We start from the raw sequence: 25,428 nt of genomic DNA on the forward strand, positions 1-25,428 counted from the left end.
GTGAGGGGGCGTCGACTGCGGTGCGCGTGCACGGACGTGAACCGGCCTGCGCGGCAATCGCACGCGCGCGGCAGGCAAAATGACCGGAAGGTCCGGCGGGGTCGAAGCCCAGAGGTAGTGAGGGGGGAGAAGTGGAGGTTTCTGTTGCCAGGTACCTCCGAACCCCGCCTAGAAGTGCGAACCGCTAGGACTTAATTTGAAGCTATCGCACCGCATTAAGCAGCGAGACGTGCTTCCGCATAGTTGTCGTTGGCAACTATAAGTTTAGCCCGATAACGGTGGTACAATGCCGAGCAAAAGTCCGATCTTTACACCCTCGTCGATCCTATTTCGCCCCCAGCAAAAACCGTCGCTCTATTGCACGACGACTTTTGGTGGAGGCGCCGGGTACCGCCCCCGGGTCCGAATGGCTTATTTCATCGGCAGTTTATCGCCATAGTCAGTCAAGCTGACGGTGCGAATATAAGGATGCGGCGCTCAAAAGGGAAGGGCGGAAAGCCGCCTAACCTCTCCATCCGCAACAGATTTATGATGCCACGCGAACTCCGAGGGTTGACTCGCGCCTTGCGCGAACAGAAGCTCGCCACGCTGGGGAAAGCTTGCATTGCGCATGAACCGGTCAAGGCCGGCAGTCCCCGCGGGAGATGACGTCAATCTGTCGACGAGGGGAATACTCATGAGCGACTATCTTGCAGACGTGAAGAAGTACGATGCCGGCGCCAAGGAAGAGGCGGTCAGCAAGATCGTCAAGCATCTCGGCATCGCACTGCGCAACCGCGATTCCTCGCTGGTCTCCTGCACCGACCCCAAGGAGCTCGACCGGGTGAAAGCCGGCTGGATTGCCAAGAAGCTCGGCGTCGAGGACGCCAAGAAGGCCGATGGCGCGCTGGAGAAGGTCTGCAAGGCCATGTCGGCCGACCACACCAAGAACCGCGTCACTTTCTACTACCTGGTCGCCAAGGAACTCGGCAAACTCGGCGCGATCTGATCCCTTACCGATCGAATCCTGAAAACCGGGCCGGATTTCGGTCCGGTTTCGGGTGGTTCAGGCCGGGCGGCGCGTGCGCTGCCTGAATTGCCTGTGGCATTGTCGAACGCTGGGCCGTCCGAGCGTAGCTTTGACGCATGGACGCCCGCGTCAATGCGCCTGGGGACAGGAAGCGCATTCGTTTCCAGAGCGGGCCCACTCCGCTATGATCTGGCAAACGACGAATCGAGCCCGACCGATGCGCCAGTATCTCGACCTACTCAGCCATGTCATGGAAAACGGTTCCGACCGCGGTGATCGGACCGGTACCGGTACGCGCTCGGTGTTCGGCTACCAGATGCGTTTCGATCTGGGAAAAGGCTTTCCCGTCCTCACCACCAAGAAGCTGCACCTGAAGTCGATTATCCACGAATTGCTGTGGTTTCTGGCCGGCGACACCAACATCAAGTATCTCAAGGACAACGGCGTTTCGATCTGGGACGAGTGGGCCGACGAGAACGGCGACCTCGGCCCGGTCTATGGCAAGCAGTGGCGCTCGTGGCCGACGCGCGACGGCGGCGAGATCGACCAGATCGCCAACCTGCTGGTGCAGATCAGGAAGAACCCGAACTCGCGTCGGCTGATCGTCTCGGCCTGGAACCCGGAAGAAGTGGACGCGATGGCGCTGCCGCCATGCCACTGCCTGTTCCAGTTCTACGTCTCCGACGGCAGGCTTTCGTGCCAGCTCTATCAGCGTTCGGCCGATATCTTCCTTGGCGTGCCGTTCAACATCGCGTCCTACGCGCTGCTGACGATGATGGTGGCGCAGGTGACGGGGCTGAAGCCGGGCGATTTCGTCCATACGCTCGGCGACGCCCACATCTACCACAATCACTTCGAGCAGGCCCGTGAGCAGCTTGGGCGCACGCCAAAGGCGCTGCCGACGATGTGGATCAATCCCGAGGTCACTGACCTGTTCGCCTTCCGCTTCGAGGATTTCAGGCTGGAAAACTACGTCGCCGACGCCTCCATCCGCGCGCCGATCGCGGTTTAGACAAGAGCGGACTGTACGCCGTCTGCCTTCCTTCCAGCACCGGGGGCTGGCCGGCAGGCGCAGGCGCCGATCGGGCCTCACCGCGAAGGATGTGATCGGCCTGAACCGTCAGGCGCATGCCTTGCGGGATCGGGTCAGCAGCCGCTATGGCTCGACGACCTTGCGGGCCTGTTCAAGCTGATTGGCAAAGTTGATGCAGCAATTTGCGCAAATGACGTTGCCAATTGGCCGAAAATATACGCCGAACGTTCGGTATCTGCGAGCATGCCCCTCGTCGTAACCGTGGGGCTGGAGAAGCCCCGAACAAGGCGTCGTCCAACCAGATGATCAACTCGTGGAAAGCCTTTGGTATCTTACGGATGGTGTCTTGGCATCGCCGACAAGTACCATCAGGGGAGCGGACACAACGCCCGTTCACGTCCCGGCGAGAACGTGGCAATACGCTGCCGCTTTTCCGGCGCACGGCGCTCTAAAGCTCCCTCAGCCGTTGCGGCGCGTCGGCGTTGCCTATCGCGCGCGTCAGTTGAATCGCCAGCACAATGGACGCCACCAGCAGCAGCAGGACCAGGGCCAGATAGGCGAAGGGGATTGAAAGCGCCTCCGGCGGAGGATCGAACACGCCGGTCAGGAGCTTGACCAGCATCCAGGCGATGGTCAGTCCCGACGCCAGTCCGAAGACCAGCCCGCCGAGGGCCACCAGCAACCCTTCGCCCCACAGGAACGCCGCGAGCTGGTGGGGCTTGGCGCCGATCGCCGAAAGAATGGCGAAGCTGCGCCGCCTGTCGAGGAAGCCGAGGCCGAGCATAAGGCCAGCGGCAGCGACTGCCAGGGCAAGCGCGAAGCTGAGTTCGATCGTCGTCAGGCTCGAAAGGTCCACGGCCGTCAGGCTGGAGCTGATGAGATGGGCGGCGGAGCCCACATCCTTGACCTTGAGGGCGGGGTCGCCAGCCAGCGCTGCCGCAGCTTCGCTGGCCAGCTCCGCCGGGTCGCCCCTGGCGCGCATCAGCACATATTCGCTGGCGTCCGAACCGGTCAGTTCCGCGACATAGGCAGCGTTGGCGACCAGGAATGAGTCCCTCGGCGCGGTCGGGAATTCGCGAACCACGCCGATGAAGGTGAACGGCACCTGATGGTACTGATGGTCGGAAGCGTTAAGGAGGCGGAGATTGATGGTGTCGCCGACCGAAAGCTGGAAGTCCTGCACGGTTTCTTCCGACACCAGCACGCCATTCGGCGTCTCGGCGAGGCGCGCGAGGATGTTGGCGGCCTTGCCGCCGGCAAAATAGGCGTCTGGAAAATCGGTGGCGTCGTCGATCGACACCGGGTCGATGCCATAGAGATCCTGCAGGTCGTTGCCGACATAGGCAAAGCGGTGCTGCATCGGCTGGACCGCGTCGGCCGAGGGCAGGGCGGCGAGCTGGTCCAGCCTGGCTCCTGCCGGATGCGCCTCGGTCCCGAACACGGTGACGTCGGCGCCGTTGGTGAGCTCCGCATCGACCCGCGATTGAGCATTGTAGGTGGTGTTGAAAACAGCCGTCGAGACGGCGAAGGAGACAGCGAGCGCGGTCATGGCAATGCCCGCGGTGATGCGCGCCGCCTGATGCGACAGGGCCGCGGCCACGATGGTCGAGAGCTTGCCGGCCGCTGGCCTGACCAGGGTCTTCAGCAGCATGCCATTGGCGGCGATGATACGGGCCGAGACGCGGATGGCGAGCAGCGCCGAGCCGATCCAGAACAAAGCCGGCGCGATGAAAGCTTTGTAGTCGACCGCGGTGGCGGCGACGCCCTCGGGCGCGAGCACCACCTGGTATCCGGTGCTCGCCGACTGCCAGAACAGCACAAGTGCCGCGCACAGCAGCAGCACGTCGAGCCAGAGCCGTGCCCACAGGGGCCGGGTGGTGCGGCCGATAACGCGGCGCGATGCGCTTATGCTCTGCGTGCGGCTGTCGCGCCAGGCAGGGTAGAGGAAGGTTGCCAGCGCAAGCAGCATGCCCGTGAGGATGGACAGGCCCATCGCCACCATGCCGAACCCGGCATCGCCGCCGAGCCGCAACTTCGCGAAAAGCAACGCCATCCCGAGCCCGAGTGCAATGCCGATACCGCCGACGAGCAACGCTTCGGCCGAGGCGAGCACGAGGATGCGGCGCAGGCTCGCGCCGCGAACCCTAAGCAGTGCCTGCTCGGCCCGGCGCCGGTCCGCACCGGCTGAACTGACTGCTATCGTGAGCAGGCAGGCCAGGGCGATGCCGGGAATGCCGAGGAACAGGAACAGCACCGCGGCATAGAGCGAATCGCCCCTGACGGCGTCGAGCCGGGCGCCAAGATTGTTGGCGACCAGCGCCTGTCCCGCGACCCGGGCTTCGAGATTGCGTGCCGCACCCGTGACGATCGTCCAGGCGTCGCTCGGTCGCGCCGGCAGCGTCGTCCGGTCGAGCCGCACATGCAACTGGGTGCGCGTCGTGTCCGGTCGAGCGGTCTGCTGCGGACCGAACACCCGCTGCCACTGATCTGATGGCAGGACGAGCACGTTGTCGGGTGGCGCCTGCGGGGCGGCCTGGGGCGGCAGGCCGACGCTTTGGAACAGGGCATCGGCGTCCGGCAGCTCGATGATGCCATCGATCTTCACGTCGACAGGGGGCAGGGCCACGCGCTTGATGGTGACGATGTCGCCCGGCGTAACATGCAGGTTGGCTGCGGTCTGCTGCGCGGCCAGCACGCCGTCGAGGCGGCCGGCCAGCAGCCGCACTTCTTCAGGAAAGTCTTTGAGATAATTTTCGTCGAAGGCGATCGCCTTGCCGGGGCCGGTGGTCTGTACCGTGCCGCCGGCGCTGGCCTCCAACCCGTCGACATTCGCAAAGGACACCTGCCGGACGGCAGTGGTGCCGGCCGACGCGGTGATCGCGTTGCGAACGACTGCGGAATCTGCGTCCGGCGCCATCTGGACCTGCCAGTCGACAGGCACGGCGGAGACAGCGCGACGCGTCATCGAACTGCTGCTGTCGGCAAGGAAGGCCGCAAGCGATGCGAGCAGCGCAACGGTCACCGCGATGCCTGCGGCAACGCCGGCGAGGCGTCCGAACCGTCGGCGCAGCAGGCCAATCAGCCAAAGGCGGGTCACGCGCGCCTCCGTTCCGGTTCGACCGGGTGCGAAAGCCGACCATGGTCGAGCAACCAGCGCTGGCTCATGCGCTCTGCCACCGCCTCGTCGTGTGTGGCGATGAGCAGCGCGGTGCCGGTCTTGCGGAGTACGTCGATGGTAAGGTCGATGAAATGCCTGGAGGTTGCGCTGTCGAGCTGGCCTGTCGGCTCGTCGGCCAGCACCAGTCGCGGGCCGGCCGCAAGCGCACGCGCCATGGCGACACGCTGCGCCTGACCGCCCGAAAGCTCCTCAGGCAGCTTTTGGGCAAGGGCCGACAGTTCGAAGCGCTCGAGCATGGCTGCTGCCTTGGCCTCGATGTCGTCGTTGCGCTCCAGCAAGACCAGCGGAAGGCTGACATTCTGCAGGACGGTGAGCGCCGGAAACAGGCTCGGCGTCTGGAACACCAGGCCGACCTTGCCGGGTCGCAGTGAGGAGCGTGGCCCAAGGGCGGGCCAGGCGACCGCGCCGAGCGTCGGGCTGTCGAGGCCGCCCAGGATATGGAGCAGCGTGGTCTTGCCGCTGCCCGAGGCGCCGACCAGCGCAATACGGTCGCCGGCATCGATCTGGCAGCTGACGTCGGAAAGCACGGTCAGGGCGTCGTCGCTGCCGTCGGCGAAGCTCCTGGAGATGCCGGAGGCGGTGACGAGGGCATCAAACATTGTCGATGCGCCCGTCCGCGAGATGGATGATGCGATCGGCCCGCGCGGCAAGGGAGGCGCTGTGGGTGGCGACGAGCGTCGTCTTGCCGGCGGCACGGCGCGCCTCGAAATAGTCGAGCAGGCGCTCCTCCGCCACGCGGTCGATCTCGGCGGTCGGTTCGTCCGCCACCAACAGCGGCGGATCGGCGGCAAGTGCGGCCGCAAGTCCCGCTCGCGCCGTCTCCCCGCCGGAAAGCTGCGCCGGATAGGCGCGCTCGCGATGCGACAGGCCGACCGCCTGCAGCAGGGCGGTGAGCCTTTCTCTGTCCTTGCGCCCCGACAGCTGCATCGACAGCAGGATGTTCTCACGCACCGTCAGGTGCTGGAAGAGATTTCCCGACTGCAGTAGGATGCCGAAGTTTTCGGCGCGGATCGTGGCCCGATCGGCCTCGGGGCGGCGTGTCATCAGACGGTCGCGGACGGTAACGTAACCTCCGTCAGGTTCGTCGAGACCAGTGAGGCAGGCCAGAAGTGTCGACTTGCCGCTGCCTGAGGGCCCCATCACCGAGACCATCTCGCCAGCCGACAGGAACAGGCTGACGCCGCGCAGCGCCGCGATCTCGTCGTCGCCGACATGGTAGAAGCGGTAGAGTTCGTGCGCCTCCAGAACGCTCATGTCAGCGCCATTGGAACGATTCCGACATCAGCTTCCATTGGTCGACATTGTCGGCGCCAAACGGGGCGTAGAGTTCGAGCGCCACGAGCTTTTTGTCCTTGAAATAGAGATAGCGCTGGTTTTCGAGCCGAACCTGCTTGTTGGTGACCTGGTTGGGTGCGGAGTTGGAGCTGTAGGCGATGCGGATGGCGTTGCCGGCCGGCAGCCTGACTGCTTTCACGCCGCCGATCTGCACGGCGCGCTCTTGGCTTTGGAGGACGGGCAGGTAGTCCTTGCGGACGCTGTCGACCGTTGGCGGTTGGGCAGCGTCGCTGCGGGTGACCACCACGCCGTCGAGTTTGTCGACGAAACTGGCGCCTGTCGGAAGATCGGTGCGCGCCCAGCCTTCGGGCACCTTCAGGGCGTAGCCGTCCTTTGAGGCGTAGTCGATGAAGACCTGGCTGTCGGGAATGTCGCCGGGTGGGTTCTTTTCAGCAGCCACGGGCTTTTCGGCTGCGCTCGCCCCGGACGCCGGGACAGCAGCAGCCGTTGCGATTGCCACGAGAGCGAACGTGCTGGACAGAACCGCCATCCGGAGCATTGCTGAAACTCCTCACCTCGCGACAGCGACCACTGCGCATTTTCATCATGCCATTGCGAGGTTACCGAGGCTTCGCGGCCGCCATACGCTTTCGTAAGGTTGGCCTTCGGGCTTGCGAGACCCGTCGCGTTGGACTGCCGGCGGGGGATCGACTAGAGCTTGGGTCGTGGGTGCGGCTTGCCGATGGCTGCCTGCAGAGAGCGGGAGAGGGCGGAATATGTCGAAACACAGGTCGTGGGAAATGCGGTCGGGGCTCTTGGCAGTGAGCCTGCTTGCGGCCGTTCCGGCGTCTGCCAACGACACGACGGCACAACTCGGCGCCGGCGGGCTGATCCTCGGCCGCAACGACCTGATCGCCATGGAGAGCGAGGACCTGTTCATCTCCGCGGACAAGGTGACGGTCGACTATGTGTTCCGCAACAATTCGGACAAGGATGTCGAGACGCTGGTTGCGTTTCCGATGCCGGACATCGAGGGCAGCCCCTATGCCAATGTCGATATCCCTGTCGATGCGTCCGACAATTTCCTCGGCTTCTCCGTGTCGATCGACGGGCAGGAGGTGAAGCCTCAGCTGCAGCATTCGGTCTATGCGGTCGGCATCGACATCGGCAAGGAACTCGACGCCAACGGCGTTCCCTATTTCCCGTTCGGCGATGCGACGCTGAAGGCGCTGGAGACGCTTTCGCCCGAGGTCGCCGCCGACTGGCAGGAACGCGGCCTCATCACCATCAACGAATATGACGAGGGTTCGGGCATGAAGAGCGTGCGCGAGCCGCTCTGGCAGTTGCGTTCGGCCTATTGGTGGAAAGCCCGTTTTCCGGCCGGCAAACCGGTGAAGGTGGCGCACAGCTACACGCCGAGCGTCGGCGGCACGGCCGGCGTGAGCTTCTACATGGATGGCAAGTTCCAGGGCCGATACGACGATTACAAGCGCAGATATTGCCTCGACGACGCCTTCGAACGTGCGGTCACGAAGGCGGCAAAGGCTGCCGCCGACGGTTATCCGCCCTACACCGAGACCTGGCTTTCCTATGTGCTGACATCAGGCGGCAACTGGGCGCTGGGCACCATCGGCAAGTTCAGGCTGACCATCGACAAGGGCGATCCGGCCAACATCGTCAGCTTCTGCGGCACCGGCGTGAAGAAGACCGGCCTGACGACCTTCGAGATGACGGCGCAGGATTTTAATCCCGAACGCGATATCGATATTCTGATCCTGCAGCCCTACGATACCGGCAAATGAACGGCCGGGCGTAGATTCGCCCTGACAGGGAAGCGCGTCCGATGGAAGTTGCGATCTATGTGGCGATTGCCGAGAACGGCGTGATCGGGCGCGACAATGGCTTGCCGTGGAAGCTGTCGAGCGACCTCAAGCGCTTCAAGGCCGACACGATGGGCAAGCCGATCGTGATGGGCCGTAAGACCTGGGAGAGCTTTCCCAAGCGGCCGCTGCCGGGGCGATTGAACATCGTCGTTACGCGCGACAGGAATTTTCAAGCCGAAGGGGCCGAGGTGGTGCATTCGCTGCAGGATGCCATCACGCTGGCGACCGCGCGCGGGCGCTGCATGCCCGATGCCAATGACATCTGCGTGATCGGCGGCGGCGAAATCTATCGCCAGGCGCTGCCGCTGGCCGACCGGCTGCACGTTACCCATGTCATGGCTTCGCCCGACGGCGACACGCGCTTTCCCGAAATCGATCCTAAGATCTGGGCGGTCGAAAGCTCGGAGGATTTTCCATCAGGTGAAAAAGACAGCCATGCGACACGCTACACAGTTTATCGCAAGCGTCCCGTCACGCATTAAGCGTGTACTCATACATCTGTAGTGAAAAGCGCGGGTGCATCCCGTGGTCGCGTTGAAAGCGCGTGATTGCATCCCTATAGATGGTGTCGGTAAATAAGCGGCCGTCTCAGGCGCGGCCGTCATTGTTTCGCAGTTGAAAGGACATTCATGCCCTGGAACAATCAAAATGGAGGCGGCGGCGGCCCATGGGGTGGCGGCGGCAGCGGCGGCGGGGGCGGTGGCCCCTGGGGACAGGGGCCGCGGCCGAGCGGACCTCCCGGATCGCCTCCCGATCTTGAGGACATCATTCGCAAGGGCCAGGACCGGCTCAAGCGCGCCCTGCCGGGTGGCGGCGGCTCGAGTGCAGCCCTTTTCGGCCTGATCGCGGTCGGTCTGGTGGCGCTGTGGGCCTATCAGGCCGTCTATACCGTGCAGCCGGACGAGCTGGCGGTGGAACTGCGCTTCGGTAAGCCGAAGGAACAGCTGTCGCAGCCGGGCCTGCACTTCCATTGGTGGCCGATGGAAACCGTGGAAAAGGTCAACACCGCTGAAAAGCTGGTCAATATCGGCGAAGTCCGGGGTACTGCGTCTTCGGGCCTGATGCTGTCGGGCGACCAGAACATCGTCGACGTCAAGTTCTCGGTGGCCTACCAGGTCGCCAATCCCACGGCCTACCTGTTCAATGTCGCCGATCCCGACGTGATGGTGCGCCAGGTGGCCGAGAGCGCGATGCGCGAAGTGGTCGGCCGTCGTCCGGCACAGGACGTGTTCCGCGACGACCGCCAGGGCATCGCCGGCAACGTGCGCGACATCATCCAGCAGACGCTCGACAGCTATGGCACCGGCATGACGGTCAACGCCATCTCGATCGAGGACGCAGCGCCGCCGCGCGAAGTGGCCGATGCGTTCGACGAGGTGCAGCGCGCCGAGCAGGACGAAGACCGCTTCGTGGAGGAGTCCAACCAGTACTCCAACCAGAAGCTCGGCCAGGCACGCGGCGAGGCAGCGCAGGTCCGCGAAGATGCGGCCGCCTACAAGAACCGTGTCGTGCAGGAAGCACAGGGTGAGGCGCAGCGCTTCATCTCGGTCTATGACGAATATGCCAAGGCGCCTGACGTCACCCGCAAGCGCCTTTACCTCGAGACGATGGAGAAGGTGCTTCAGGGCTCCGGCAAGGTGATCGTCGAGCAAGGCAACGGCCAGGGCGTAGTGCCCTATCTGCCGCTGCCCGAACTGCAGAAGCGCGCTCCGGCGGCGGGAGGCAACTGATGTCCAATCGTCTTCCCATCATCGGCATCTTCTTTGCCATCATCCTGTTCCTGCTCTGGTCGTCGATCTTCGTGGTCAACGCCCGCCAGCAGGCGATCGTGCTGCGCTTCGGCGAGATCGTCGACGTCAAGACCGAGCCGGGCATCTACTTCAAGGCGCCGTTCTCGATGTTTGAGGCCGACAACATCCAGATCATCGAGGACCGCGTCATGCGCCTCGACCTCGACGATATCCGCGTGCAGGTCTCGGGCGGCAAGTTCTACGATGTGGATGCCTTCGTCGCCTACCGCATCAACGACGCCCGCAAGTTCCGCTCGGCGGTTTCGGGTAGCGTGGAACTGGCCGAACAGCGCCTGCGCACGCGTCTCGACGCAGCGCTGCGCCGGGTCTACGGCGTGCGCGGCTTCGAGTCCGCCCTGTCGGAAGAACGCGCATCGATGATGCGCGACGTGCGCGACCAGTTGCAGCCCGACGCCAATGCGCTCGGCCTGCAGGTCGAGGACGTCCGCATCCGCCGCACCGACCTGACGGCAGAAGTTTCGCAGCAGACCTACGACCGTATGAAGGCGGAGCGTCTGGCCGAAGCTGAAAGGCTGCGCGCCCGTGGCCGCGAAGCGGCGCAGCGCATCCGCGCCCGTGCCGACCGCGAGGTCGTCGAGATCGTCGCCGAGGCACAGAAGGAGTCCGAGATCCTGCGCGGTCAGGGCGAAGCCGAACGCAACTCCGTGTTCGCCGACGCCTTCAAGCGCGATCCCGAGTTCTTCGACTTCTACCGGTCGATGAGTGCCTATGGCACCGCGCTCGACGCCAACGGCACCACCATGGTGCTGTCGCCGGAGTCGGAATTCTTCCGCTACTTCCGCAGCCCGGACGGCGGTGCAGCTTCTGCCGCGCCCAAGGCAACGCCCGCCCCACAGGCCGGCGCTGCCGCTCCCAGCACCAGCAACTGACGGTGCAGGATCTGATCGTCGCCATAGGCCTCGTCCTCGTCATAGAGGGCGTCGTCTATGGCGGCTTTCCCGCTCAGATGAAGCGGCTCGCGGCCCAGATGGCCGACATCCCTGACAATGCATTGCGCCTGTTCGGCCTGGTGGCGATTGCCATCGGCGTCGGCATCGTCTGGCTCATCAGGGGATAACGGATGATTTATTCCCTTCCGATAGCAATGGTCGCAAACAGGCCTTATTTGTTTCCATCATGACGCTTCGCGTCCGGACGGCCCGGCGCGACCAACGCCAATGCAGCCCGGGAGGCTTCCCTGATGAATTCCACAACCCTTTTGCGCGCCATGCGAAAGGCTTCTCTGGCTGCAACGACGGCGCTGATGATCGGCGCGGTGGCGGCACCGACCTTCGTTGCCCCGGCTTTTGCGCAAGGGCCTGAATCCGTCGCCGACCTCGCCGAAGGGCTTTTGGGCGCAGTGGTCAACATCTCGACGTCGCAGACGGTGAAGAGCGGCGACGGCGACAACGAAAATGCCGTGCCGGTGCCGCAGCTGCCCGAAGGCGCACCTTTCCAGGACTTCTTCGACGACTTCTTCAAGAAGCGCGACGGCCAGGACGGCGCCGCGCCGCAGAAGGTGCAGTCGCTTGGCTCGGGCTTCATCGTCGATGCCGAGCAGGGCATCGTGGTCACCAACAACCACGTCATCGCCGATGCCGACGAGATCGAGGTCAATTTCTCCGACGGCTCGAAGCTGAAGGCGACGCTTATCGGCACCGATACCAAGACCGACATCGCCGTGCTCAAGATCGATCCGAAGGCCAAGAAGCTGACGGCGGTGAAGTTCGGCGATTCCAACAAGATGCGCATCGGCGACTGGGTGATGGCGATCGGCAACCCGTTCGGCCTTGGCGGTACGGTGACGCTGGGCATCGTGTCGGCGCGCAACCGCGACATCAATTCCGGCCCCTATGACGACTTCATCCAGACTGACGCGGCGATCAATCGCGGCAATTCGGGCGGCCCGCTGTTCAACATGTATGGCGAGGTGATCGGCATCAACACGGCGATCATTTCGCCGTCGGGCGGCTCCATCGGCATCGGCTTCTCGATCCCGTCGGAGATTGCGGCCGGCGTGGTCGATCAGCTTCGGCAGTTCGGCGAGACCCGCCGCGGCTGGCTGGGCGTTCGCATCCAGCCGGTGACCGACGACATCGCCGAAAGCCTCGGCATGACGTCGGCCAAGGGCGCGCTGGTTGCCGGCATCATCAAGGGCGGACCGGTCGACAACGGGGCGATCCAGCCTGGTGATGTGGTCATCAAGTTCGATGGCAAGGACATCGTCGAGATGCGCGACCTGCCGCGCGTCGTGGCCGAGAGCCCCGTCGGCAAGGCCGTCGACGTGGTCGTCGTGCGCAAGGGCGTCGAGCAGACCGTCAAGGTGACGCTCGGCCGCCTCGAGGACGGCGAGAAGCTGGCCGAGGGCGAAACCGGCAAGCCGGGCGAAGGAGCCGACAAGGGCGCCGAGGTGGCCGCGGTCAGCGTGCTCGGCATGACGCTTGGCGAACTCAACGACGACACGCGCGCGAAATTCGGCATTGCCGGAGACGTGGTCGGTGTCGTGGTGACGGCGGTTGCCAAGGATTCGGCAGCGGCCGAGCGCGGCATCGTCGCCGGCGAGGTCATCACCGAGATCGGCCAGGAAGAGATGAAGTCGCCCAAGCAGGTCACCGACCGCATTGCGGCGCTGAAGGAGCAGGGGCGCAAGAACGCGCTTTTGATGCTGGCGTCCAAGACGGGCGAGCTGAGGTTCGTGACGCTTCGGATGGATTGAGGCCGGCGGCAATTCGCCTGCCGCGGCAGATCGCCAGGGCTGGCCTTCCCACGTGGAAAAGAAAAAGGCGGCTAGTTGGCCGCCTTTTTTCGTGATCGCCAGTCGTCGCGCGACAGGCGGTAGTAGACATGACGCTTGAGATGGGCGTCGGCGACCCTGGGATGATCGAAATCGCGTGCCGGGTCGTTGCTCATGCTCAGCCGCTTCATGACAGACGTCGAGCGGTCATTGTTCCACACGGCGAACGAGACGACCTCGTCGAGCCCGAGCCGGTCAAAGCAGAATTCGAGCCAGGCTTCGGCAGCTTCGGTGACATAGCCCTTGCCCCAAAACTCGGGGGCCAGGCGCCAGCCGATCTCGATCGTACCCTTGGGCATGAAGGGCTCGAGATCGGTCGGGTTGATGCCGACAAAGCCGATGCATTGGCCCGTCTCCGCGATCTCGACCGCGGTAAAGCCAAAGCCGTCGCGGTCGATGTTGCCGCGCAGCTTGTCGAAAAGCGCATCGCTCTCGGCCCTGCTGCGGCGAATGCCGAAGAACTCCATCACCTGATCGTCGGAGTTGATGCGATGGAAGAGTTCGCGGTCGCGTTCTTCCCAGTTGCGCAGGATCAGGCGATTTGTGCGGATCGGTTGCATCAGGCGAACTCGGCGCGGCTGTAGCCCTGCAGGTAGAGCAGGGCCGTGAGGTCCGCATTGTCGATGCGGATTTTTGCCTGGGCCGCTACCGACGGCTTGGCGTGGAGGGCAACGCCCGAGCCGGCGAGGCGGATCATGTCGAGATCGTTGGCGCCGTCGCCAACCGCGATTGCGTCATCCGGGGTGAGGCCCAGGCGCGCGGAAATCTCGTCGAGCGCCACCGCCTTGGCGGCGCGGCCGAGGATCGGCTCGGAAACCTGGCCGGTCAGCCGGCCGTCGGTCTCGATCAGGTGGTTGGCGCGGTTCTCGTCGAAACCGAGCATGGCTGCGATGCGCGAAGTGAAGACGTCGAAGCCGCCCGACACCAGCGCCGAATAAGCGCCGTGGGCCTTCATGGTGGCGACCAGCGTCTTGCCGCCGGACGCAAGCGTCAGCCGGTTCTTGATGATGCCGTCGATGACCGAGGCATCGAGCCCGGCAAGCAGGGCAACGCGTTCGCGCAGGGCGGGCTCAAAGGCGATCTCGCCATTCATCGAGCGCGCGGTGATGTCGGCGACGCGATCCTTGACGCCGATCTCGTCGGCCAGTTCGTCGATGCATTCCTGGTCGATCATGGTCGAGTCCATGTCGGCGATCAGGATCTTTTTCCTACGTGTCGCGTTGTCCTGAACGGCGAAATCGATGGGCTCGCCCGACAGCGCCGAAGCGAGCGCCTGGCTTGCCGCTTCCGCCGCAAGGCCCGATGGCAGGGCGATGTCGCAGGCGATGCCGTCTGCCAGCCAGACAATGCCGCTTGCGCCGAGGGCGCGTGAGGCCTTATCGGCAAGGGACGGCTGCAGCAGTGCGCGGTCGGGATGGGAAATCAGCGTGGCGACGAGCGGCATCGAAAATTCCGGCAAGAACGAGGGGCGCATCAAGAACGCGACCCTGATAGCCGGGCCTACCGCCAGCGGCAAGTCGGCGCTGGCGCTTAAGCTGGCCGAACGCGACGGCGGCGTGATCGTGAACGCCGATTCCATGCAGGTCTATGGTGTGCTCAACGTTCTGACCGCGAGACCGGGGGCCGAAGAGTTGGCGCGTGTCCGTCACTTCCTTTACGGCCACGTCTCTCCGGCGACTGCCTATTCGACCGGTTCGTGGCTGCGCGATGTGGCAGTGCTCGCCGACAGCGGACTGTTCGACGAGCACCGGCCTGTTTTCGTCGGCGGAACCGGCCTCTATTTCCGGGCGCTGGCCGAAGGCATTTCCGAGATGCCCGAAATCCCCACTGATATCCGCGACCGCTGGCGCTGGCGTCTCAACGAGGAAGGCGCGCCCAGGCTGCACCGTCTCCTGATGAGGGTCGACAGCGAGGTTGCCATGCGGCTCAAGGCCAGCGACGGCCAGCGCATCGTGCGTGCGCTCGAAGTTCTCCAAGCCTCGGGACGGTCGATCCTCAAATGGCAGGCCGACCGCGGCCATCCGATGATCGATCTCGCCACCGCGCGTTTCATCGTCATCGAGCCGGAGCGGCAGGAGCTGATCAGGCGCATCGACATGCGCTTCGACAAGATGATCGAGGCCGGCGCCCTGGACGAGGTCGAGGCGATCACGGCGATGCGGCTTGCGCCCGAACTGCCGGCGATGAAGGCCATCGGCGTGCGCGAGCTGGCAAGCGCCATGGCCGGCGAGATGAGCTTCGACGAGGCCATCGAGCGGGCGAAGATCGCCACGAGACAATATTCGAAGCGCCAGTCGACCTGGTTCCGCAACCAGTTCGGCCCGGAATGGCGCCGCATCGGCGGCGAGGTCGGCCGCCCCGGCGGGCTCGCCGACGATTGACCGGCCTTGTGCCGGGGTTGGCATTTGCAGCTGCCGATTAACGGTCCGTAAGGCGCGGCATGGCATAAAAGCTGGTGGGGTTTGACCAGGGTGGCCATGCGCTTTCACAAGGCTGAAACCGCGTTTTTCGTCTTTATCGCGCTGATTTTGACGGCAGCGCTGGCGATATTCTATGGCTGGAGCCTGCTGCACGGGCCTGCCGACCAGCTCTATATGCCCGGCCGGGTCGCAGCCATCGAGCAGGTGCAGGTGCTGCTGCTGGCGGTCATGCTGCTTCTGGCCGGCACGCTGGTGTTCGGGCTGTTCTTCATTTTCCCGCAGATCCGCACCCAGGTGAAGGAAGGCGGCAAGCTGCGCGAGATGACGGCGTCGCTGAGTGCGCGCTCGCGCAATCTGGAACAGGCAGCGCTGACCGATGGCCTGACGGGCATGCAGAACCGGCGTTATTTCGACGACGCGCTCAAGGAATATCTGGGCGAATTCCGTCGTATCGGAAAACCGGTCGGGCTTATGATCCTCGACCTCGACCATTTCAAGCTGGTCAACGACACCTATGGCCACGATGTCGGCGACGAGGTGCTGCGCTCGGTCGGCAAGTGCCTCAAGAACATGACCCGTTACCACGACGTGGTGGCGCGGCTGGGTGGCGAGGAATTCGCCATTGTTGCGCCCAATATGGACCTGGAACTGCTGCAGCGCTTTGCCGAGCGCATGCGCAAGGCAATCGCCTCGCTCGCCATTGATGCGGGCACCGCCCAGCTCAATGTGACGTCGAGTGTCGGGTTAGCACTTTGGGACCGCGAGGAGAGCGCCGAAGATTTTTACCGACGCGCCGACAAGCAGCTCTACGAAGCCAAAAGGCAGGGCCGCAATCGCGTGTGTGCCTGACGCGGCCATGCGTGCCTCCGGCACGGCGATCCCCAGACGGAATGTCATGTAGGGGTGGGGAGCCGACTTTGTCGGCTGACGAGAGTCCTAACGCAACGCGCCTTTGATCAGCATGTGGCGGTCGCCGACCCGTGTCACCCGCAGCGGCAGTCCGGCCTGTCGTATTTGTGTCTCGACCTCTTCAATCGTGAAAGCCGCGCACAGCGAGTTGTAAAAATCTTCCTTGAGAATTGGATGCTCGTCGGGCGCCACTGTCTCGACAATGTTTCGCGCGTCTTCTTGCGTGGCTGGCCTGATCAGGTCCATCACATGAACAGCTGCCCCCTGCCGTCCCAATCGCCGCGCTTCGCGCCACAGCACCATCGGATCAGGGAGGTGGTGCAGAAGGTCCTTTGAGAGGATCGCATCGAAATCATGCTCACGCAGTGCCAATCCCGGGATGTACCCCTGCATCACCACAATGCGGGCTTCGTGGTTCGCTGCACGCACTGCCTGGGTCGCCAATTCGATCATCGCCGCGGAGCCATCGACCGCGGTTATGCGGATATCAGGGCATGCCTCCGCCAGCCTCAACATTACGTCGCAGGGGCCACAGCCGAGGTCGATGACATCTTTCAAGGCCTGCGGATTGTCCACCAGCAGATGATCGACGAACAACTGATTTGAACTTGCGAAGTCGGCATTCGCATAGGCGAGGGACTGCTCGGCATCAGCCATGATCTCAGGCTCGAGAGTTCTCTGCATGGGACCCCCCGGTTTCGAACCAACGGCAGTGGTATCTCGCGTGACCGATTGTACAGCCAGCGGTCCGCAGTGACAAATGGGCAGGAATACGCCCTGGTTGGCGATGCCGCCGAAACCCGGCGACACGTTGTCTTGCGGACCATCGCCTTGGCGCGTGGGCGTGAACTCGGCGAGCGCAAACGAGCTTCCGAGTATTGGCGATTGCCGCCCTTTGCGCGCCCAAGCGGCAAAGTACTCAACGGTTTAGCCGATCTGCCCCATGGAGCGCCCGCCCCGGTGGGGTCGGGCGTCCTTCCAGCTCGCTGGCAGGCTCTCAGCCGCTGCTGCGTCCGCCGAAGGTGGTCGGGCGCAGGCCGAAGCGGGTGTCGAAATCGCCGTCGGGCTCGGGCCGGCACGGCGGTTTGCGGTAGTCGCTGTCGCCGGCCTGGCGCTGGACATCGACGGTTTCGGCAAAACCCAATGCCGCCTGCGGCTTCGGAACATTGCGCAGCCGCTCGACGATCATGGCCAGATCGACGTCGTTGCCGTCGCCGCCGGGTGCTTCGGCGGCTCGCTTCTGGGTGCCGGGGATCAGGTTGGGCGGCAGCTTCTCGAACTTCAGCCGCATCGTCGTCGCCACGCCTTCGCCAAAGGCGATCGCCTCGCGCTGGCCCATCGACGACAGGAACGACAGTGTCGAGGCCGAGGAATCGGCGATGGCCGAGCGGATGATTGCCTGGTCCTGTTCGTTGGCGAGGCGCATGGCGAAAACGGTCGAGCACTGCGACAGGATCGTCGGGTCGAGCTCGCCCGGGCGCTGCGTGACGACGCCGAGATAACAGCCATATTTGCGGCCTTCCTTGGCGATGCGCGACAGCGCATGGCGGGTGGGCGCGAAGCCGAGACGATGGTCGGCCGGCATGTAGCGGTGTGCCTCCTCGCAGAGCAGCAGAAGCTTGAGCTTGCCTTCGCTCCAGAGCGCGAGGTCGAAGGCGAGGCGGGCAAGCACCGAACAGACCGAATTGACGACCTCGGAGGGCAGGCCGGCCATTTCGAAGCAGGTGACCGGGCGCCCCTGGGTCGGCACGCGGAAGATGTTGCCGATGGTCTCGTGGATCGTGTCCTCGATCAGGCGCGAATGGAACATGAAGCGGTAGCGCGGGTCGGACAGAGCCGATTCGATGCGCGTCCGCAGCGACTTCAGGATCGGGCGCTCGTTCTTGGATTCGAGCATGCCCATGCGATCGTCGATCTGCTTGATGAGATCGGCCATGCGGTAGGGCACCGGCGTGTCGGCGGTCAGCGCGTCGACGCCACGGCGCAGGAAGGCGCCGCCATTGGGATTGCGGTAGAGGTTCTTGGCGATCGGGATGAGGTCGCGCAGGGCGTCGATCTCTTCCGCATCGGTCTCGCGGCCGCGGAACAGCACCTCGGCGAATTCCTCCAGCTTGAACAGCCAGAAGGGCAGGTCGAGCGAGTTGGTGTCGACCTTGACGCAATATTCGGGCAGCGAGGCCGCGAATTCGTTGTGCGGGTCGAGGATCAGGACGCGCAGGTCGGGGCGCTCGGCGATCATCTTACGCATGAGCAGCGACACGGCGGTCGACTTGCCGACGCCGGTCGTGCCGACCACGGCGAAGTGACGGGCGAGTGTCTCGTCGATGGCAAGGCAGGCATCGATGTTCTCGTCCTGCGACAGCTGGCCGATGGTGACGGCATGGCGGCCGGCGAGATCGTAGACGGCCTGCAGGTCGCGGCTGCGGATGCGGTGGGCGACGGCGCCGACATAAGGATAGGTGGTGATGCCGCGGTCGAAGACCGGACGTTTTTCGGTTCCGAGGTCGCGGACCTCGCCGATGAGTTCGACACTGACTTCGATGGGGTTGTCGCCCTGCGGGCTCCAGGAGCGGTCGGCCTTGCCGATGGAATAGACGAGCCCGATGGTGCGAGATGCGCCCAGATTGATCGAGATCATGCGGCCGACAGCCCAGAGCCCCGATGCCGCCGCGCCGCCGCTTTCGGCAAAGGCGCTGATGACGGCGCGGGCGCCGTCGCACTGTACGACATGGCCGAGAATGCGCGCGTCGTCCTGAAGCGGATCGCGGCGTTCCTGCGACGTGGTTTCGCCTGCTGCTGCCTGGCGTTCAACGTACATGCTGAGATTTTTCCCCAATTCTCTTCCGGAACCTTAGCGCTGTGCGGTTAAGGGCGGGTGAGGTCGGATGGTGTCGCAAAGGTTAAGCGGATGCGGAAAATTCGAGCGATGACGTTCGCCTGACGTTGCGGAAAAATCTGCTGCCGTCAGGTTGACAGTGGGGCTTTTTGCGCATTAACGTCCGCCCCGATGAACACGACACTCATTCTCGTAGTAGGATTGCGCATGGGCAAGGCGGTGTAACCGCCGGGCGAAATCCCCCATGCGCAGATGCAAAGGCTCCCTCGGGGGCCTTTTTTATTGCCCGAAACAGGACTAACAGAGCAGCAACCGCCAAGTATGGCGAAGGAAAGACGGAACGGACCGATGAGCGGACATAGTGACAGCGGACGGCGCGAAATGACTGGCGCCGAGATGGTGGTTCAGGCGCTGAAGGACAACGGCGTCAAGCACCTCTTCGGCTATCCGGGCGGCGCGGTCCTTCCGATCTATGACGAGCTGTTCCAGCAGGACGATGTCCAGCACATCCTGGTGCGCCACGAGCAGGGCGCAGGCCACGCCGCCGAGGGTTATGCGCGCTCGACCGGCAAGGCAGGCGTGATGCTGGTGACGTCGGGTCCCGGTGCCACCAATGCGGTGACGCCGCTGCAGGACGCGCTCATGGACTCGATCCCGCTGGTCTGCATCACCGGTCAGGTGCCGACGACGCTGATCGGTTCCGACGCCTTCCAGGAATGCGATACCGTCGGCATTACCCGTCCCTGCACCAAGCACAACTGGCTGGTGAAGGACGTCAACGACCTGGCCGGCATCCTGCACGAGGCCTTCCATGTCGCCACCACGGGGCGTCCGGGCCCTGTTGTGGTCGACATCCCCAAGGACGTGCAGTTCGCCAAGGGCATCTACACGCCGCCGCAGACCGCGCCGCGCACCTCCTACCAGCCCAAGATCCAGGGTGACCTCGAGAGGATCAAGGAGGCGGTCGCGCTGATGGCCACCGCCAAGCGGCCTGTCATCTATTCCGGTGGCGGCGTGGTGAATTCCGGCACCGAGGCCAGCCATCTGCTGCGCGAACTTGTCGACCTGACCGGCTTCCCCATCACCTCGACGCTGATGGGGCTGGGCGCCTATCCGGCTTCGGGCAAGAACTGGCTCGGCATGCTGGGCATGCATGGCAGCTACGAAGCCAACATGGCGATGCATGATTGCGACGTCATGGTGTGCATCGGCGCGCGCTTCGACGACCGCATCACCGGCCGCCTCAACGCGTTTTCGCCGAACTCGAAGAAGATCCACATCGACATCGATCCGTCGTCGATCAACAAGAACGTGCGCGCCGACGTGCCGATCCTCGGCGATGTCGGCCGCGTGCTCGAAGACATGGTGCGGTTGTGGCGGGCGACCGCCAAGGCTGACAAGAAGGCGCTGTATCCGTGGTGGGAACAGATCGCCAAGTGGCGCGCGCGCGACAGCTACGCCTACAAGGCGAACAGCGAAGTGATCATGCCGCAATATGCGATCCAGCGGCTCTACGAGAACACCAAGCATCTCGACACCTACATCACCACCGAGGTCGGCCAGCACCAGATGTGGGCTGCCCAGCATTACGGCTTCGAAAAGCCGAACCGCTGGATGACGTCAGGCGGCCTGGGCACGATGGGCTACGGCCTGCCGGCGGCTCTCGGCGTGCAGATCGCCCATCCTGAATCGCTCGTCATCGACATCGCCGGCGACGCCTCGGTGCAGATGTGCATCCAGGAGATGAGCGCAGCGCTCCAGTACGATGCGCCGATCAAGGTGTTCATCCTCAACAACTCCTACATGGGCATGGTACGCCAGTGGCAGCAGCTGCTGCACGGCAACCGCCTGTCGCATTCCTACACCGAGGCGATGCCCGACTTCGTCAAGCTGGCCGAGGCCTATGGCGGCCACGGCATCCGCTGCGACAAGCCGGACGAGCTCGACGATGCGATCAAGGAGATGATTTCGGTGAAGAAGCCGGTGATCTTCGACTGCCGCGTGGCAACGCTTGCCAACTGCTTCCCGATGATCCCGTCGGGCAAGGCGCATAACGAGATGCTGCTGCCTGATGAGGCGACCGACGAGGCGGTGGCGAATGCCATCGACGCCAAGGGCCGCGAACTGGTGTGACGAACCGAGTGCGGCCTTCGAGGGAAGGCCGCACAATCAACGAGTTGGCGCAAAAGCCTCAGATCGAGATTCATTCATGAACGCACAGCTACAAGCCACCGGTTCGGCCTATTTCATCGCCAAGGAAACGGCGCTGCCGGAAAATCACACATTGTCGGTGCTGGTCGACAACGAACCGGGCGTGCTCGCCCGTGTCATCGGCCTGTTTTCGGGCCGCGGCTACAACATCGAAAGCCTGACCGTCTCCGAGACCGAGCATGAGAAGCATTTGTCGCGCATCACCATCGTGACGCGCGGCACGCCGCATGTGCTCGAGCAGATCAAGCACCAGCTCGAGCGCATCGTGCCAGTGCATCGCGTGGTCGACCTGTCGGTGCGCGCTGCCGAGCTCGGCCAGGAGCGGCCGCTGGAGCGCGAGCTGGCGCTGGTCAAGGTTGCCGGAACGGGCGACGCCCGGGTCGAGGCGCTGCGCCTGGCGGACGCCTTCCGCGCCAGCGTGATCGATGCCAACACCGAACACTTCATCTTCGAGATCACCGGCAAGGTGTCGAAGATCGAGCAGTTCATCGCCATCATGAAGCCGCTCGGCCTTGTCGAAGTCTGCCGCACCGGCGTGGCGGCGATGAACCGCGGCCCGCAGGCGATGTGATCTGGTCCACACCACGGACGTAAAAAAAGCCGCCGATGCACTGCACGGCGGCTTTTTGATTTCTAGAAACCAGCTCCTGCCGGCTTCAGAAACCTACATTCTCGTTGATGTAGAAGGTGTTGAGCAGCGAGACGCGCGGGCGCTCGATGGGCGTCTTGATCTTCGGGCGGCCGTGCCAGCTCATCTTCATCAGCGAGTGGTAGGCCTTCAGCACGACGAAGGCGTAGCCGACATTGGGCAGGAAAGGCAGCGTCTTGACCGGCTCGAGCCCGTAGGATCCGACATTCAGCAGGCCCTTCAGCGACGCCTTGTAGAGGGTCGTGCCGAGCTCGCGCTGGCTCTCGTCGGCCGGGCAGTAGAGCTGCATGGTCACGACCTTCTTGCGCGCGTCGGGGTGTGGCTTGATCTGGTAGCCGTCCTTGTCGCTGTAGAGCACGGGCTTGGCCACCAGCCGGAGGTCGTCGACGCTTTTGAACTTGTCGCCGCGGGCACGGATTTCCAGGCCTTCATGAAGCTGGCGGCGGATGGCGCTCTCGACTTCGCTTGACGTCAGCGTTTCCGACACCGCCGCCCACATGTCGCGCAACTCGGCATCCACCTTGCCGATATTGTCGCCATAGAGCCGCAACGCCATGCGGGTGGCGTCGCCCGTGATCGGGTCATAGCCTTCGGTCGGGATCGATTTGATCAGGTCGGCGTAAAAATCGCGCGGGAAAAAATCGCGAAAGAAGATGTGCGGGAAGGGCAGGGAGAAACGGTCGGCCGCCTCGATGCTCGCCACGGCATGGGCGATGAGTTCGCGCGTAAGGCTGCTGGGCTCGGTCTTGGCGAGTGCTGACATTTCTCTTCCCCTTGAGAATGTTCGATCGTCCGCTTGCTGGCGAACTGGCGCAATGAAACCCTGGATAGGTATTCGGCTAAGGGGTTCGCTTACGCCGTGTCCTGGCCGCGGTCAATATGGAAGCCTGTGCCGAACGATAGGTGCAGCGAGCCAGCTTCTGCCGACCCAGAACGTGCCGAAACACGCGGAATCTTGTTGATCCGGCTCAATAAGGACAGTATTGCTGACATAATAATCCCGGGAGGAGGAAAAGGTGACCTACGACGCGTTCCTCGCATTGCTGGTCTATGCCTTCGTGACCTCGATCACGCCGGGGCCGAACAATTTCATGCTGCTCGCCTCGGGCGTGAATTTCGGCTTTCTACGAACCATCCCGCACATGCTGGGCATCGGCTTCGGCTTCCTGTCCTTGCTGCTCGGTGTCGGCTTCGGGCTGGGGGCTGTGCTGACGGCCTTTCCGGCGCTGCATACCGTGCTCAAGATCGCTGGCGGCGCTTACCTGCTCTACCTCGCCTGGCGCATCGGCATGTCGCGCTCGCTTGGCAAGGACGGCGACGTGAAGGCTCGGCCGATGAGCTTCATCGAGGCATCCGCCTTCCAATGGATCAACCCCAAGGCCTGGGTGATGGCGGTCACGGCCATGGCCGTCTACACCAATCCGGCCGCGCCGTTCCTGTCGGTGCTGTTGATCTCGGGTGCCTTTGCCCTGGTCAATCTGCCAAGCGTTTCGAGCTGGGCCGGCTTCGGCATGGCCCTGCGTGGCTTCCTTGCCGATCCGGTGCGGCTGAAATGGTTCAACATCGCCATGGGCCTGCTTTTGGCCGCGACGCTCTGGCCGATGCTCAAATAATCAGAAAAGCTCGATCGCCGGTCTTGTCAGCATCAGCCAGAAGATGGCGATGACGCTGAAAAAGGCAGGGAATCCGCAAGCGAACCAGATCCGGTAGAGGCGGAAATAGCGCGCCGGCAACGCCTTGCCTGTGCCGGCGGACGAGCGTGCGAGATTTCGCAGCTGGATCTGGATGAACACCACCGGCAGCCAGAACAGACCGGTCAGCACATAAAGCGACAGGGACAGCACGATCCACGGTTCGTCCAGCGGCCAGCCGACCTCATAAGCCAGCCAGGCGCCCGATATTGGCTGGAGGATGACGGCCGTGGCGGTGAACACCGTGTCCGCGATCACCACAGTGCCGGCGACATGGGCGATGGTGGCTGCGTCACGCGTGCGGTGGGCCATGACCATGAAGAAGGCTATGCCGGCGCCGGTGCCGAACAGGACCGTGGCGCCGATGACGTGGGCGAGGCGCAGCAATTCTTCCATGCTCAGCGCTCGTCCAGGATGGCGAGCGCGACCAGTGCCAACACGATCGACGGCAGCACCTTGACCAGGGGGCCGAGCGGATCTGCCCAGAGATTGGGGGCAAGGATGGTCGCCGATCCGAGATAGGCGAGGGACAGCGCGATCATCCCCTTCAGTGCCAGTCCGGCATGGCGGCGAAAGGCAATGCCGATGCCCAGCGCGATGTCGGCCAGGCTGGTGGCCAGGGTGATCCCGGCAGCGACCGCAGCGCTTGCGCCTGCGGATTCCAGATGCGCGGATGACGCATTGAACCGCAGCAGGGCGACTATGCCCGACAACAGCCAGAACAGGCTCAAGGTCACAAATATCAGTGGCTTGAGCAGATAGAGCCGGGCAAACCATACATCCTGCACGCCGGCGGGATTTCGGGACAGGATATCGCGCAGTGGCTGCAACTGCCGTTCATTGCTGCTGCGATGGCCGGACACGCCGCCAGCGGTAACCTCAACTGCGGTGGAGCGCAGTGGCGAGCGCCAGCCGAGATGGCCAAGCAGATCGGCGGCTCTGGATGCGAGGCGGGCGCACAGGCCGGGCAGATGAAGCATCCTGGCCGGGGCCATGCCGAGCCAGCGGCGATGGATCGTCACGGCTTCGGCGAGGGTCAGTATCTCCGGCGCGGCAAGGTCGAGGTCGCTGCCGGCAACAATCTTTCCGGCCAGCGCGTCGGATACGGCACTGGCAACATCGTCAAGTGAAACGAACTGCATCGGGCTTTGGCCGTAGACCAATGGGGTGACCGCAGGGAATGCCGCCAGCGCCCGCAGCAGCGCCGAGCCGCCATGGGCGGGGGCGCCGACAACGATGGCCGGTCGCAGGATGACAAAGGGCACGCCCGACGATTTGAGAGCGTCGTCGGCCAGGCGCTTGGTGGCGAGGAACGGTGTTTTGGCGGCCGCGCCGTCGGTGCGCGCCGATATCTGGACGAACAGGCGCAATGACGGGCTCGCTGCCTGGTAGAGTGCGGCCATGCCGACCTGCTGCACGGCCACGACATCGTCGCGCGCGCCATCCTGAAGCGCTCCGGCGCAGTTGACCACAGCATCGATACCCGACAGCAGCGGACGCCAGTCGTCGGGCTGCGACAGCGTGGCGATGTCTGCCTTGCGCCATTCGATTTCAGGCAGGCGGCGCGATGCGACCTCGATGCTGCGCGCAAGGCCGACCACCTGATGGCCGCGGCCGGCCAGAAGCCTTGCCACCGCCACCCCGATGAAACCGTTCGCCCCTAGAATCAGCACGCGCATGGCCGCACGATACAGTGCCGCAGCGCATTGCGACGCGCGGAGAGAACTCCGGCAGCGACATTTTTAGTTGG

Annotated in this window: 24 protein-coding genes and 1 other RNA gene; 13 read left to right on the top strand and 12 right to left on the bottom strand. The window is 63.9% G+C overall.

Annotation, left to right across the window (positions count from 1 at the left end; all coding sequences use genetic code 11):
* Nucleotides 1-130: 130 nt before the first annotated feature.
* Nucleotides 131-492, bottom strand: a transfer-messenger RNA (tmRNA) gene (gene ssrA / locus NDO48_RS20180).
* A gap of 184 nt (nucleotides 493-676) precedes the next feature.
* Here ssrA and NDO48_RS20185 point away from each other — a divergent pair.
* Nucleotides 677-988 (top strand): DUF2853 family protein, encoded by a 312-nt coding sequence (locus NDO48_RS20185; protein WP_018428542.1) that lies wholly within the window; start codon nucleotides 677-679, stop codon nucleotides 986-988.
* A gap of 238 nt (nucleotides 989-1,226) precedes the next feature.
* A complete protein-coding gene (locus NDO48_RS20190; RefSeq protein WP_267322231.1) occupies nucleotides 1,227-2,021 on the top strand; it encodes a thymidylate synthase in 795 nt (264 codons plus the stop codon).
* A gap of 469 nt (nucleotides 2,022-2,490) precedes the next feature.
* On the opposite strand, the gene NDO48_RS20195 is transcribed toward NDO48_RS20190, so the two are convergent.
* The 4 genes from NDO48_RS20195 to NDO48_RS20210 are packed head-to-tail and all read right to left on the bottom strand — an operon-like array spanning nucleotide 2,491 to nucleotide 6,955.
* Nucleotides 2,491-5,139 (bottom strand): ABC transporter permease, encoded by a 2,649-nt coding sequence (locus NDO48_RS20195; RefSeq protein ID WP_267322232.1) that lies wholly within the window; start codon nucleotides 5,137-5,139, stop codon nucleotides 2,491-2,493.
* A complete protein-coding gene (locus NDO48_RS20200; protein ID WP_267322233.1) occupies nucleotides 5,136-5,819 on the bottom strand; it encodes an ABC transporter ATP-binding protein in 684 nt (227 codons plus the stop codon). Before NDO48_RS20200 ends, NDO48_RS20195 begins: the two co-directional genes overlap by 4 nt.
* The gene (locus NDO48_RS20205; RefSeq protein ID WP_267322234.1) at nucleotides 5,812-6,474 is read right to left on the bottom strand and encodes an ABC transporter ATP-binding protein; all 663 of its coding nucleotides are present in this window, start codon (nucleotides 6,472-6,474) and stop codon (nucleotides 5,812-5,814) included. Before NDO48_RS20205 ends, NDO48_RS20200 begins: the two co-directional genes overlap by 8 nt.
* 1 nt (nucleotide 6,475) lies before the next feature.
* Nucleotides 6,476-6,955 (bottom strand): hypothetical protein, encoded by a 480-nt coding sequence (locus NDO48_RS20210; protein WP_245262182.1) that lies wholly within the window; start codon nucleotides 6,953-6,955, stop codon nucleotides 6,476-6,478.
* A 316-nt stretch (nucleotides 6,956-7,271) separates the two neighbouring features.
* On the opposite strand from NDO48_RS20210, the gene NDO48_RS20215 reads away from it, so the two are divergent.
* The 6 genes from NDO48_RS20215 (at nucleotide 7,272) to NDO48_RS20240 (ending at nucleotide 12,884) form a co-directional block, all read left to right on the top strand.
* Nucleotides 7,272-8,297, top strand: coding sequence for a DUF4424 domain-containing protein (locus tag NDO48_RS20215; protein WP_267322235.1), 1,026 nt, complete (start codon nucleotides 7,272-7,274; stop codon nucleotides 8,295-8,297).
* 41 nt (nucleotides 8,298-8,338) lie between these two features.
* A complete protein-coding gene (locus NDO48_RS20220) occupies nucleotides 8,339-8,860 on the top strand; it encodes a dihydrofolate reductase (protein ID WP_267322236.1) in 522 nt (173 codons plus the stop codon).
* A gap of 147 nt (nucleotides 8,861-9,007) precedes the next feature.
* Nucleotides 9,008-10,108 (top strand): FtsH protease activity modulator HflK, encoded by a 1,101-nt coding sequence (hflK, locus tag NDO48_RS20225; RefSeq protein ID WP_018428534.1) that lies wholly within the window; start codon nucleotides 9,008-9,010, stop codon nucleotides 10,106-10,108.
* Nucleotides 10,108-11,058, top strand: a complete 951-nt coding sequence (hflC, locus tag NDO48_RS20230; RefSeq protein WP_018428533.1) for a protease modulator HflC — start codon at nucleotides 10,108-10,110, stop codon at nucleotides 11,056-11,058. The genes hflK and hflC overlap by 1 nt, the downstream gene beginning before the upstream one ends.
* A gap of 2 nt (nucleotides 11,059-11,060) precedes the next feature.
* On the top strand, nucleotides 11,061-11,246 hold the full coding sequence (locus NDO48_RS20235; RefSeq protein WP_018428532.1) for a DUF2065 domain-containing protein: 186 nt from the start codon (nucleotides 11,061-11,063) through the stop codon (nucleotides 11,244-11,246).
* A gap of 123 nt (nucleotides 11,247-11,369) precedes the next feature.
* A complete protein-coding gene (locus NDO48_RS20240) occupies nucleotides 11,370-12,884 on the top strand; it encodes a Do family serine endopeptidase (RefSeq protein WP_267322237.1) in 1,515 nt (504 codons plus the stop codon).
* A gap of 71 nt (nucleotides 12,885-12,955) precedes the next feature.
* Here NDO48_RS20240 and NDO48_RS20245 read toward each other — a convergent pair whose 3' ends face one another.
* Both NDO48_RS20245 and serB read right to left on the bottom strand, forming a co-directional pair.
* Complete coding sequence (locus NDO48_RS20245) at nucleotides 12,956-13,522, bottom strand: GNAT family N-acetyltransferase (protein WP_267322238.1); 567 nt, start codon at nucleotides 13,520-13,522, stop codon at nucleotides 12,956-12,958.
* The gene (gene serB, locus NDO48_RS20250) at nucleotides 13,522-14,406 is read right to left on the bottom strand and encodes a phosphoserine phosphatase SerB (protein WP_026227302.1); all 885 of its coding nucleotides are present in this window, start codon (nucleotides 14,404-14,406) and stop codon (nucleotides 13,522-13,524) included. The genes NDO48_RS20245 and serB overlap by 1 nt, the downstream gene beginning before the upstream one ends.
* On the opposite strand from serB, the gene miaA reads away from it, so the two are divergent.
* Together miaA and NDO48_RS20260 are read left to right on the top strand one after the other, a co-directional pair.
* Nucleotides 14,390-15,343 (top strand): tRNA (adenosine(37)-N6)-dimethylallyltransferase MiaA, encoded by a 954-nt coding sequence (gene miaA / locus NDO48_RS20255; protein ID WP_267322239.1) that lies wholly within the window; start codon nucleotides 14,390-14,392, stop codon nucleotides 15,341-15,343. The genes serB and miaA overlap by 17 nt on opposite strands.
* 96 nt (nucleotides 15,344-15,439) lie before the next feature.
* Nucleotides 15,440-16,231, top strand: a complete 792-nt coding sequence (locus NDO48_RS20260) for a GGDEF domain-containing protein (RefSeq protein WP_018428527.1) — start codon at nucleotides 15,440-15,442, stop codon at nucleotides 16,229-16,231.
* A gap of 87 nt (nucleotides 16,232-16,318) precedes the next feature.
* Here the strand turns inward: NDO48_RS20260 and NDO48_RS20265 are convergent, their stop codons facing one another.
* Nucleotides 16,319-16,948: a class I SAM-dependent methyltransferase gene (locus tag NDO48_RS20265; RefSeq protein ID WP_267322240.1), complete on the bottom strand. Its 630-nt coding sequence runs from the start codon at nucleotides 16,946-16,948 to the stop codon at nucleotides 16,319-16,321.
* A gap of 340 nt (nucleotides 16,949-17,288) precedes the next feature.
* Nucleotides 17,289-19,109: an ATP-binding protein gene (locus NDO48_RS20270; protein ID WP_267322241.1), complete on the bottom strand. Its 1,821-nt coding sequence runs from the start codon at nucleotides 19,107-19,109 to the stop codon at nucleotides 17,289-17,291.
* Between the two features lie 366 nt (nucleotides 19,110-19,475).
* On the opposite strand from NDO48_RS20270, the gene NDO48_RS20275 reads away from it, so the two are divergent.
* Nucleotides 19,476-21,260 (top strand): acetolactate synthase 3 large subunit, encoded by a 1,785-nt coding sequence (locus NDO48_RS20275; protein ID WP_267322242.1) that lies wholly within the window; start codon nucleotides 19,476-19,478, stop codon nucleotides 21,258-21,260.
* A 76-nt stretch (nucleotides 21,261-21,336) separates the two neighbouring features.
* Nucleotides 21,337-21,909 (top strand): acetolactate synthase small subunit, encoded by a 573-nt coding sequence (ilvN, locus tag NDO48_RS20280; protein ID WP_018428523.1) that lies wholly within the window; start codon nucleotides 21,337-21,339, stop codon nucleotides 21,907-21,909.
* An 85-nt stretch (nucleotides 21,910-21,994) separates the two neighbouring features.
* Here the strand turns inward: ilvN and NDO48_RS20285 are convergent, their stop codons facing one another.
* Nucleotides 21,995-22,750 (bottom strand): hypothetical protein, encoded by a 756-nt coding sequence (locus NDO48_RS20285; RefSeq protein ID WP_267322243.1) that lies wholly within the window; start codon nucleotides 22,748-22,750, stop codon nucleotides 21,995-21,997.
* Between the two features lie 253 nt (nucleotides 22,751-23,003).
* On the opposite strand from NDO48_RS20285, the gene NDO48_RS20290 reads away from it, so the two are divergent.
* Nucleotides 23,004-23,600, top strand: coding sequence for a LysE family translocator (locus NDO48_RS20290; protein ID WP_267322244.1), 597 nt, complete (start codon nucleotides 23,004-23,006; stop codon nucleotides 23,598-23,600).
* Here NDO48_RS20290 and NDO48_RS20295 read toward each other — a convergent pair whose 3' ends face one another.
* Together NDO48_RS20295 and NDO48_RS20300 are read right to left on the bottom strand one after the other, a co-directional pair.
* Nucleotides 23,601-24,074: a DUF2269 family protein gene (locus NDO48_RS20295; RefSeq protein WP_267322245.1), complete on the bottom strand. Its 474-nt coding sequence runs from the start codon at nucleotides 24,072-24,074 to the stop codon at nucleotides 23,601-23,603.
* Between the two features lie 2 nt (nucleotides 24,075-24,076).
* Complete coding sequence (locus NDO48_RS20300) at nucleotides 24,077-25,357, bottom strand: SDR family oxidoreductase (protein WP_267322246.1); 1,281 nt, start codon at nucleotides 25,355-25,357, stop codon at nucleotides 24,077-24,079.
* Nucleotides 25,358-25,428: the final 71 nt, after the last annotated feature.

The organism is Aminobacter sp. MET-1 (assembly GCF_026521175.1).
Lineage (GTDB): Bacteria > Pseudomonadota > Alphaproteobacteria > Rhizobiales > Rhizobiaceae > Aminobacter.